This is a genomic window from Neorhizobium galegae (assembly GCF_017877135.1).
GTDB classification, from domain to species: domain Bacteria; phylum Pseudomonadota; class Alphaproteobacteria; order Rhizobiales; family Rhizobiaceae; genus Neorhizobium; species Neorhizobium galegae_A.
On record NZ_JAGIPH010000008.1, the window covers coordinates 58,095 to 68,540 of the forward strand.

Annotated in this window: 10 protein-coding genes; 5 read left to right on the top strand and 5 right to left on the bottom strand. The window is 61.0% G+C overall.

The genetic code is table 11. The annotated features are described in order from the left end of the window. Positions 1 to 24 precede the first annotated feature (24 nt). The 4 genes from J2858_RS19955 to J2858_RS19970 form a co-directional block, all read right to left on the bottom strand. On the bottom strand, positions 25 to 555 hold the full coding sequence (locus J2858_RS19955) for a hypothetical protein (RefSeq protein ID WP_210106621.1): 531 nt from the start codon (positions 553 to 555) through the stop codon (positions 25 to 27). Positions 556 to 715: 160 nt separating this feature from the next. Further along, a complete protein-coding gene (locus J2858_RS19960) occupies positions 716 to 2,314 on the bottom strand; it encodes an ABC transporter substrate-binding protein (RefSeq protein ID WP_210106622.1) in 1,599 nt (532 codons plus the stop codon). A gap of 83 nt (positions 2,315 to 2,397) precedes the next feature. Beyond that, positions 2,398 to 3,027, bottom strand: a complete 630-nt coding sequence (locus J2858_RS19965) for an SGNH/GDSL hydrolase family protein (protein ID WP_210106728.1) — start codon at positions 3,025 to 3,027, stop codon at positions 2,398 to 2,400. 5 nt (positions 3,028 to 3,032) lie between these two features. Continuing rightward, on the bottom strand, positions 3,033 to 4,181 hold the full coding sequence (locus J2858_RS19970) for a mandelate racemase family protein (protein ID WP_210106623.1): 1,149 nt from the start codon (positions 4,179 to 4,181) through the stop codon (positions 3,033 to 3,035). Positions 4,182 to 4,434: 253 nt separating this feature from the next. On the opposite strand from J2858_RS19970, the gene J2858_RS19975 reads away from it, so the two are divergent. From J2858_RS19975 to J2858_RS19990, 4 genes are all read left to right on the top strand, one after another. After that, the gene (locus J2858_RS19975) at positions 4,435 to 5,127 is read left to right on the top strand and encodes a hydrolase (protein ID WP_210106624.1); all 693 of its coding nucleotides are present in this window, start codon (positions 4,435 to 4,437) and stop codon (positions 5,125 to 5,127) included. A 60-nt stretch (positions 5,128 to 5,187) separates the two neighbouring features. After that, positions 5,188 to 5,481, top strand: a complete 294-nt coding sequence (locus J2858_RS19980; RefSeq protein ID WP_210106625.1) for a XapX domain-containing protein — start codon at positions 5,188 to 5,190, stop codon at positions 5,479 to 5,481. A 308-nt stretch (positions 5,482 to 5,789) separates the two neighbouring features. Next, a complete protein-coding gene (locus J2858_RS19985; protein ID WP_210106626.1) occupies positions 5,790 to 7,403 on the top strand; it encodes an MFS transporter in 1,614 nt (537 codons plus the stop codon). A gap of 257 nt (positions 7,404 to 7,660) precedes the next feature. Beyond that, complete coding sequence (locus J2858_RS19990) at positions 7,661 to 8,497, top strand: alpha/beta fold hydrolase (protein ID WP_210106627.1); 837 nt, start codon at positions 7,661 to 7,663, stop codon at positions 8,495 to 8,497. Positions 8,498 to 8,576: 79 nt separating this feature from the next. Here the strand turns inward: J2858_RS19990 and J2858_RS19995 are convergent, their stop codons facing one another. Beyond that, positions 8,577 to 9,191 (bottom strand): hypothetical protein, encoded by a 615-nt coding sequence (locus J2858_RS19995; RefSeq protein WP_210106628.1) that lies wholly within the window; start codon positions 9,189 to 9,191, stop codon positions 8,577 to 8,579. A gap of 281 nt (positions 9,192 to 9,472) precedes the next feature. Between J2858_RS19995 and J2858_RS20000 the strand changes: the two genes are divergently transcribed. Next, entirely contained in the window at positions 9,473 to 10,291 is an 819-nt protein-coding gene (locus tag J2858_RS20000; RefSeq protein ID WP_432443382.1) for a helix-turn-helix domain-containing protein, read from the top strand. The last annotated feature ends 155 nt before the right edge of the window (positions 10,292 to 10,446 follow it).

The window sequence follows — 10,446 nt, forward strand, 5'->3', positions numbered from 1 at the left end:
GCCCTCTCCCGCCAGAACACCGGATCAGGAATCGGGAGCGGCAAATGGCTCCAGTTCCGCATCGAAAGGAACTTCAACCACATTGTTGAAGACGGCCGTCGCCAGCATGATGCCGGCAAGCGCCACGAGGTCGACCAGGACCTTGTGGCTGTAGCGCGCCTTGAGCTCCGTCCAGATGTCGGGTGGAATGGCGCGCGAATTTTGCACCACGGCACGGCCAAACCGATCCAGAAGCCGGTCCTCGTCCCGCAGGTCCAGCGCATCAGGGTCCGCGCCTGACAGCGCGATGGCCCGACGAAAGAAGGTGACGGCGATTTTTGATCCCGTCTCTTCGGAAATCGCCCGGCAAAACACCTGGATTGCCCGGTCGTCGACGTGCGGGATCAGCTCTGCGCGGAGCGTGAACCATTCGGCATAGATGCGATGGGCCTGCGGCGAATGGAGAAGCGTGCGCTTCATATTCGTCATGCGCCCGCGCAGACGCAACTCCTCGTCATGCGCCTCACGGATCTCTTGAGATGCAGTTTCGTAGTCGATCATGGGAATGTGCGGCATTGAGACGTCCGGCCCGTTTGCGTGTGCTGCGGCAAGACTTAAAGCGTCTTTGAGCGCATGCAAGGCCGATCCATGCCGGGGCTGCGGATCCTCACGGAAAAAGGGACGCCTGTCGCCACGCGTCCCTTTCGACAACCACCGAGCAGAAGGAAACGGTGGTCTATCTGTTCTTCGTGACACCCTCAAAGCGCGACAGCCAGGGGCTGACGATCATGCCGCCGACATCGCTTCGGTATGCGGCCGTATCCACCACTTCCGAGAAGGGCTGGATCGGCATGACGATCTCTTCCATGTAAGCCTGCAGATCTTCATAGAGTTTCGTCTGCTTGGCGCTGTCGCGCTCCACCAGCGCTGCCTCGATCATCTTGTTGAGCTTTTCATCCTGAAAACTCGTGCGCCAGCTCTGGTAGTTGGTGAGCTTTGCCTCGTCCGCATTGTTCGGATTGTAGGCCATGGAGCGCAGGTTGTTGTCCGGATGCGGCTGCTGGCCCCCGCCGCCGCGCCCGACCAGAAGTTCGAACTTGCGCTCGCGCATCGCGCCGTAGATCTGGTCGCCCGAACCGCTAATCAGGTTGGCCTTGATGCCGGCCTGGGCAAGCGTGTTCTGGATGGCGGTTGCCGCCTTCAGGAAAGGGTCTTCGGAAAGGACACGCAGGGTGGTTTCGAAGCCGTTCGGGTATCCAGCTTCCGCCAGCAGTGCCTTGGCCTTTGCAATGTCCAGCGTATAGCCCTGGTCTGGCAGCGCCCCCATCACGCCGGTGCTCAGCGACCGCTGGTGCAGCTTGCCGTAAAACGGCATGACGGCTTCATCGAGCCCCTTGTAATCAATGAGATTGCGCAGCGCCTCGCGCACCTTCCTGTTGGCGAACCGCTCATCCTTCATCGAGACCGCCAGATAGTAGAAGCCCGACCCGGGAACGGACGCAATCGAGACGGCCTTGTCGGCCTCAAGCGCCTTCAGGTCCGGCGCCTGCAGAGAATAGGCAACATCGATGTCGCCCTTCTCGATCATCAGGCGCTGCGATTGCGATTCCGGCAGATGCCGCATCAGCACGCGCCGCATGGCGGGCTTCTGGCCCCAGTAGCCGTCGTTTCGGGTGAGGATGATGAATTCGTTGGACTTCCACTGCGTCAGCGTAAACGGACCGGAGCCTGCCGAATTGGTGGTGAGCCAGGCGCCGCCGAGATCGCCATCCTTCTCGTTCTTCAGCGCCGTCTTGCTGTCGATGATCGAGCCGGGACCGTTCTGCGCAAGGATCATGAGGAGCAGGTTCGGATCGTCCGCGCCCGGCAGGTTAAGGACGAAGGTATGGGCGTCCTCGGCCACGAAAAGCTTGTCGGCGGCTTCCAGCTTGAAGCCGCGCGTCTTGAGGAAGGAAGACTGGGCGAGATTGCGCGTCAGCAGGCGCTTCAGGCTCCAGGCGACATCCTGCGCCGTAACGGGGTTGCCGGAGGCGAACTTGGCATCGGCGCGCAAATGGAAGCGGATCGACTTGCGATCCTCGGCAATCTCCCATTTTTCCGCCAGTCGCGGCTGGATGTTGCGGTCCTGCGGCGAGAGGCTGACCAGCGTATCGTAGACATTGTTGAGCACCTGCACCGTTTCCCGGCCGGTGATGGCGGCAGGATCAAGTGTGAGGATGTTGCTCATGGTGGTGGCGACCACCAGCTGATCCTTCGGCGTTTCGGCAAGGCCGGTCAGCGGCGACACGCCCGACAGAAGTATGGCAAGCGCTGCGGATATGACAAAAGTCTTCATGCTTCCTCCCTTTCGGCCCCACTCCCTGATGGCGGCCTTTGACATAGTGATCCGGCGGCTACTCCTCCTCGGATGTGGCCGGATCAGGCGAATATGGCTCTGACGGGCGCGGCAAGTGCCTGCCCGAGAGCACGCGTGCTGTCGGCGCTCAAGTGCACGCCATCGATGGGCGAGGCGCTTGCATGGCGGCCGGCATCGAAAAAGACATGGCCGAGCTCCTCGGCAAGCGCCTGGTAGAGCGGGGCAAGCCGTTCGGATTCGTCGATCCTGCGGCCGGCAGCCGGGGTCCCGGCGGGGCCGGCGACGCAAGGCGGCGGCGCCACGATCAAAAGCTTCGGAATGGCCGATTTCGGCTTGTACGGAAAGGTCTCGACGATCTGTACCAGCCGCCGAATGCCCGAAACCGCCGGCTCCGCCTGTCCTCCATAGACCGGCTTCAGGTCATTGGTGCCGAGCATGATGATGACGAGATCGAGCGGCATGTGGCTTGCAAGCGCGACCTGAAGCGCCTTGGCGCCGTTGCGGCATGAGGGGCCGGTATGATCGTCATAGCAGGTGGTGCGCCCGCCAAGCCCTTCGCTGATCACCTTCGCCTGCCCCTCGAGCGCCCCCTCCAGCACATCCGGCCAGCGCGCATCCGCCGGATGGCGAAGACCCGTTGCAGGATCGGCGCCCCAGGTCAGGCTGTCTCCGAAGGCAAGGATGGTCCTCATCACGCTCATCCGATCCGGTTGTTCTCGATGAAGTCGAAATCGATATCCTCGCCGAGACCGGGACGATCGGGCACATGCACGTAGCCGTCGGCATCCATCGGGTCGGAAAGCGATTTCAGATAGTCGTGGCCGTCATCATATTCGAGGAAGGGATGCAGCAGGCCGCGCTCGTACCAGCGGCAATTCTTCGAGGCCGCCACCACATGCAGGTTCATCGCCGTATTGCCATGAACCTCGCAATCCATGCCGAAGCATTCGGCCATGCGCATGGTTTTCAGCGCAGGCGTGATCCCGCCGACATCGTTGACACCGGTGCGCAGAATATCGCAGGCGCCTGATTTCACCCATTCGGCGCGGTGCCAGTGCTTGCCGGCTGCACTTTCAGGACCGACGACCGGGATATCGAGATTGTCCGCCAGCCATTTGTAGGAGGACATGGACTGCTCATCCATGGGCTCCTCGATCCAGTCGAAGCCAAGCTTTTCCAGCCCGCGGCCGAGCTCCAGTGCATCGGTGCGCGAATACCAGTGGAAGGCGTCGATCATCAGCCGGATATCGGGACCGACCGCCTCGCGCACGGCGGCACAGGCCTTGAGGTCCATCTTCACATCCGGCGCCCAGCTGACGGGTGGCATCCAGGTGTGCAGCTTGATGCCCTTGTAGCCACGCTTGACCAGCGTTTCTGCAAAACGGCCATAATCCTCCGGGGTGGCAAGGCCGCCTTCCAGTTCGTCGCCGCACATGACGGACCCATAGGCCAGCACCTTGTCGCGATAGGCCCCAATCAACTTGTACACGGGTGTGGAGAGCGTGCGGCCTGCCAGATCCCAGAGTGCGCAATCGACCACGGCGAGCGTCCGATCCGTCAACTGGGCGGCCGAGCCGCGTTGCCAGTGGGCAAGATCCTGCCACAACCGCTCGCGATCCCGATGATCCTGTCCGACCAGAACCTTCTTGACGAATTTGTCGATCACATGCGGGCGCACAATCTCCGATGCCGTGAAGGAATGCCCTTCGTGTCCATCTTCCGTGCGGATCGTCAGCATGGCCTGCTCCACCTGATGCGGCGGACCAGGATGCGCATGGCCGGCGCTATCGGAGTGGCGGCGCGTGGTCGTGCGGAACCTTCGCACGAAGACATCGGTAATGATCATGAGACTTCCTGTTCACCTGCTACGACAGCCCATCACAAGCATGTCTGATAGGTTTAAGCCACAATCACTAAAAATGTCAAATCTGTATTACAGATTTTCAAAATCCAGGCGCTTTGTGGATGAAGTGCCGAAAAACCCGCATACCATTCCCGGCGAATGTCACTTTCAGACAATTGGCCGGAAGAACGTTCAAGACGGTGCGGGCGCCCTGCGGCATTTCCTTTCCTCAGTTCAATCAGAAGGAACAGGCACGATGTCCAGCAAGCTTCAGGTTCTCACCCCTCAGAACAGCCAGATCATCTTCATCGATCAGCAGCCGCAAATGGCGTTCGGCGTTCAGTCGATCGACCGCCAGGTTTTGAAGAACAATGTTGTCGGCCTTGCCAAGGCAGCGCGCATCTTCGGCATCCCGACCACCATCACCACCGTCGAAACCGACGGTTTTTCCGGCAACACCTATCCGGAACTGCTCGCTGTCGTCCCGGACAATGACATCCTCGAACGCACCTCGATGAACTCCTGGGACGACCAGAATGTGCGCGACGCACTGGCCCGACATGCGGCCAATGGGCACAAGAAGGTCGTAGTGTCGGGCCTCTGGACGGAGGTCTGCAATACGACCTTTGCCCTCTCCTGCATGAAGGACACCGATTACGAAATCTACATGGTCGCCGATGCGTCCGGCGGAACGTCCGCCGACGCGCACAAATATGCCATGGACCGTATGGTGCAGGCGGGTGTCGTTCCGGTCACCTGGCAGCAGGTTCTCCTCGAATGGCAGCGGGACTGGGCCCGCAAGGAAACCTATGACGCCGTCACGGCGCTGGCGAAGGAGCATTCCGGCGCCTACGGCATGGGGATCGATTACGCCGTCACGCATGTGCATGGTGGCGCCGAGCGCGTCAGCCACGGCAAGCGGATCGGCCCGAGCCCCGCGGCAATCTGATCACGACGCCCCTGCCGATACGCCTTCGGCAGGGGATTTTTCTGGGAAAGGAATGCTCGGATGAAAATCTATCTGCTCTCGCTTGCGGTCGGACTTCTGGTCGGCGTCATCTACGGGCTGCTCAACGTCCGCTCACCGGCTCCACCGATCGTGGCCCTCGTCGGCCTGTTCGGCATTCTTGTCGGCGAGCAGATCGTGCCGCTCGCCAAAAATCTCTGGAGCCGGGAGCCTACCGCGGTGTCCTGGCTTCATCAGGTAAAGCCCCACATGTTCGGCCATCTGCCGAAAGGAACACCCGTGGTCAGCGACGCGACGGCACGTCCGAAGGATCAGTCGCCCGGTCAGAGCGGATGACGACACCTCACTTGAGGGGCAGAAGCGCCCTGCCCTCTCCGCATGCACGGCAATATCGGGATGCAACGGCGCCAGTGACCGCAGCGTCCATGGACATGACCATGCGGCAACCTGAACCGCGAAATTTTCGATTGCCGATGTCAGGGGCTTTTCGGTGCGCGCTGCGCTCCCGCTGGGCCGTCTGAGGAAAACAACATGACAGTGACACCAGCAGGACAAGGCGTCCTCACCTCACCCCTCCTCCGGTTCCTGGCGCTCCTTGCCTGCGTTCTGGTTGCGGGCCTCGACACGATAATGGGAGGAAGACGATGACCGTTTCCAAATCCACCGGCGGCAGCTTTGCGCCGCTTCGCCAACCGGTATTTGCCGTCCTCTGGGCGGCGACCGTCCTTGGCAATACCGGCAGCTTCATGCGCGATGTCGCCAGTTCCTGGCTGATGACCGATCTTTCGGCCGCACCGGCCGCCGTCGCCATGGTCCAGGCAGCCGGCACGTTGCCGATCTTTCTGCTGGCCATTCCAGCCGGCGTGCTGACGGATGTTCTCGACCGGCGCAAGTTCCTGATCACCATCCAGCTGCTGCTGGCGAGTGTCAGCGTCACGCTGATGATCCTCTCCCATACGGGTCTGCTCTCCGTCAGTTCCCTTGTCGGGCTGACCTTCCTCGGCGGCATCGGCGCCGCGCTGATGGGGCCGACATGGCAGGCCATCGTGCCGGAACTCGTGTCGCGGCAGGAGGTGAAGAGTGCGGTTGCCCTGAATTCGCTCGGTATCAACATCGCCCGCTCGATCGGGCCGGCCGTCGGCGGTCTGCTGCTTGCGGCCTTCGGGGCGGCCGTGACCTATGGGGCCGATGTCGCAAGCTATATCGTTGTGATCGCAGCCCTCGTCTGGTGGCCGCGCGCCAAAGATGCCGACGATACCCTGTCGGAGGGGTTCTTCGGCGCCTTTCGCGCGGGGCTTCGCTATACACGGGCAAGTCGTCCGCTGCATGTGGTGCTGCTGCGCGCCGCCATCTTCTTTTGCTTTGCGAGCGCCGTCTGGGCGCTTCTGCCGCTTGCCGCAAGGCAGCTCCTCAACGGTGACGCCGGCTTTTACGGCCTTCTTCTCGGTGCGGTCGGCGCCGGAGCGATCGGTGGTGCGCTTGTGATGCCACGCCTGCGCGAGCGTCTTGATGCCGATGGGCTGCTGCTGGGTTCGGCGATCGTCACGGCGCTTGTCATGGCGATCCTCTCCCTGTCACCGCCACAGTGGCTGGCCATTCTCGTCCTGCTCTTCCTCGGCGCGGCCTGGATCACCGCGCTCACCACCTTGAATGGCGCAGCGCAGGCCCTGCTGCCAAACTGGGTGCGCGGGCGCGGCCTTGCCGTCTATCTGATGGTGTTCAATGGTGCGATGACGGCAGGAAGCCTTGGATGGGGTGCCGTCGGCGAAGCGGCAGGCGTGCCGGCAACCTTGCTGATCGCGGCTGCTGGACTGCTTGCGGCCGGCATTCTCATGAACCGGGTCAAGCTTCCGGCCGGCGAGCCTGATCTGGTGTCATCCAACCACTGGCCCGAACCGCTTGTCGCCGAGCCCGTCGCACACGATCGCGGCCCGGTGCTTATCCTGATCGATTACCATGTGGGAAAGCACAACCGGTCGAAATTCCTGCATGCGCTCCATGGCCTGTCCTTTGAACGGCGCCGCGATGGCGCCTATGGCTGGGGCGTGACGGAAGATGCGGCGGACCCGGAAAAGATCACCGAATGGTTCATGGTGGAATCCTGGGCGGAACATCTGCGTCAGCACCGGCGCGTGTCGAAAGCCGATGCTGATTTGCAGTCAACGGTTCTGCAGTTCCACTCGGGCGATGAAAAGCCGCTCGTGCGGCACCTCATCTCGATTGCGGGACGCGAATCCTGGGATGGAGGTGCCACCTGATAAACCATCCACTATTGCAAAAATCGCAATAGACTTGGAATAAATATTTCACTTGTGAAAACCTCTGCCGGCCGCACTATGCCTGCAGACACACAAACACAAGACGAAGATCGCTTCCAGGCGCCGGAGCCGATATGCCGCCCACGCGTTGACGCAGTGCCCTGCCTGTAGGCGCTATCGTCACTGCAAGCGTGGCACTTCCGATCCGGACCATCACCGCAGCATCCTCAACCCTTAGAACGACAGGAGAAAAGACCATGGGCTTCGTTACCACTGCAGACGGCACTGAAATCTTCTACAAGGACTGGGGTCCCAAAGATGCTCAGCCGATCGTATTTCACCACGGCTGGCCGCTCTCATCCGACGATTGGGATGCGCAGATGCTGTTCTTCCTCTCCAAGGGTTTTCGCGTTGTCGCCCATGACCGCCGTGGCCATGGCCGCTCCACCCAGGTCGCGGACGGTCACGACATGGACCACTATGCCGCCGATGCCTTCGCTGTTGTTCAAGCGCTCGACCTCAAGAACGCGGTTCACATCGGCCATTCGACCGGCGGTGGCGAGGTTGCCCGCTATGTGGCAAAGCATGGCGAACCGGCCGGACGCGTGGCGAAGGCCGTTCTCGTTTCTGCAGTCCCACCGCTGATGCTGAAGACCGCAGCCAACCCGGAGGGCCTGCCGATTGAGGTGTTCGACGGCTTCCGTTCCGCTCTTGCGGCCAACCGGGCCCAGTTCTTCCGCGACGTCCCCGCCGGCCCCTTCTACGGCTTCAACCGCGAAGGTGCCACGGTCCATGAAGGTGTAATCCAGAACTGGTGGCGCCAGGGCATGATGGGCGGTGCAAAGGCCCATTACGACGGCATCAAGGCCTTTTCGGAAACGGACCAGACCGAGGATCTGAAGGCGATCGGCGTGCCGACCCTCATCCTGCATGGCGAGGACGACCAGATCGTGCCGATCGCGGATTCCGCCCACAAGGCCATCAAGCTCTTGAAGAACGGGACGCTGAAGACCTATCCGGGCTTTTCGCATGGCATGCTGACCGTCAACGCCGACACGCTGAACGTCGACCTCTTGTCGTTCATCAAAGGCTGATGATCGGCTGAATGCCCCTTTCGAAGCACCACCTGCAGACGGTCGCACCTTCCGCAGGTGGCCTCCCGGCCTTAAAAATTCAGTCTGCGCCGGGACCTTTCGCACGACGCGCCCGCACCGTGATCGGTTGATCGGGTTCCGACAGGGGCCGGATTGGAGGCTGCCCGTAGCGGTGTGCCAGATGCGCGACCATGGCGAGTCCGACATGGGGAAGAAGAACGTCTTTGACTTCATCGGGCAAGTCGAACATCGGCAGGAGCGCCGAACCCAGGTTCCAGATCACCGGGTCCTCCGACCCGCGACAGGTTTGGAGGTAATCGACAAGTGGTTCTCCCGCCTCTCGGCTGAGTTCAACGAAATGCGCGCTCGGAATATGGAAGGCCAGTGCGTCAAGATATCCCCGAACGGAGATGCTCGCGCCGCCTTTCAGGCTGACCAGGCAGATCGTTCCTTTCTCATAGGTCTTCAACGGCGACGGTGGGCGGTCCGGCCAGAGATCGGAATGCTGAACATCGACGAGATACAGCATCACCAGAAAGGCATCCTCTGGCGGAAGGACAACCGGAGCGTCATCGTCCTCGTACACGCGTTCCAGATGGACGACCGAGAGTTGCGCATCCTGTAGCGGCCTGACGACCAGTGTTCTTGCCGATTGTATACCGAAACCTGCCGCAATTCTGTCGCATGCTGTCAAGCCGCCATCCTCAATCGTTTGACCCGGACTGATTGTTCAGCCAAAATGGTTCCGCATCCAAGATTGTCCTATCGTTCATTCCAGTTTCGATCTTGTCGAAAAGCATCGTGATCGCCTGAATTTGCCAGCACGCACAGGCTGGAGGCAGCCGACAAGATCAAACGGATGGCGTCGCGCCGTGTGGAGGCCACATGAAAGAAACCGTCGTGGACCAAAATCCCGTGAAGACTGCCACGGATGCGTTCGGCTGTACGCTGAAGCAATTGTCGATGGATCAATCCATGTCGACCACAGACATGGCGATCTTTCGAAAAGGAACGTCAGGCGACAAGCTGGATCAGGTCAAGACGCCCGCAAGCGATCGAGGCTTTGTTCTCGGGGTCTCCACGCTCGGCGGCCACAAGCGGCAGATTTTCCACAAACACCACATGACGAGCCACATCTTCACCGAAAGCTCGATCTATCTTCGCGACCTCTCCGAAGCCTACAAGGCCGATCTGCACAGTTCCTTCGATTTCCTGCTGTTCGAAATATCGCCCGCCTCGCTGATGAAGTTTGCCGAAGAGGCCGAACTTCCGGGTGTAAACTCGCTGTCTGCCGAAACCGCATCCAAGGATCTCGTCCTTTCCAATCTGGCGCGGGCGCTGATGCCGGCACTGGAGAGACCGAAGGAGGCAAGTGCGCTGTTTGTCGGGCAGATGACCACGGCCATCGGAACCTATCTTGTGCAACGGTATGGCGGACGGGCCGCGGTGGACGCGGTCCGGGCAGGAATGCTGTCGCGCAGCCATGAAGCGCTTGCCAAAAACATGCTGATTGAGAACCTGGGCGGCGAAATCTCCATTGCGGACGTGGCACAGGCCTGCAATCTGTCGCGAGGCTATTTCATCCGCGCCTTTCGGGAAACAACCGGGATGACACCGTATCAATGGCTTCTCGGCGAACGGGTAAGGCGTGCCCAGAAATTGCTGCAGGCATCGGACACGCCGCTTGTCGAAGTGGCCATGGCCTGCGGCTTCGCCGACCAGAGCCATTTTACCCGGGTGTTTTCGACGCTGGTCGGCGCATCGCCCGGCAACTGGCGGCGAAACGCACACTAGCGCCTTCCAAGTTTTACGGAAGCGTATCCAGTGTTCCCGCGGTAATTCTCGCACCTGATCTGGTTGATATGACGATCGGGATCGACACCATGCGCGCGACAAGGTCGCTCCGCACCATCCGCGTCTCGGCATGCCTGCTGCAGTTCCTCAATGTC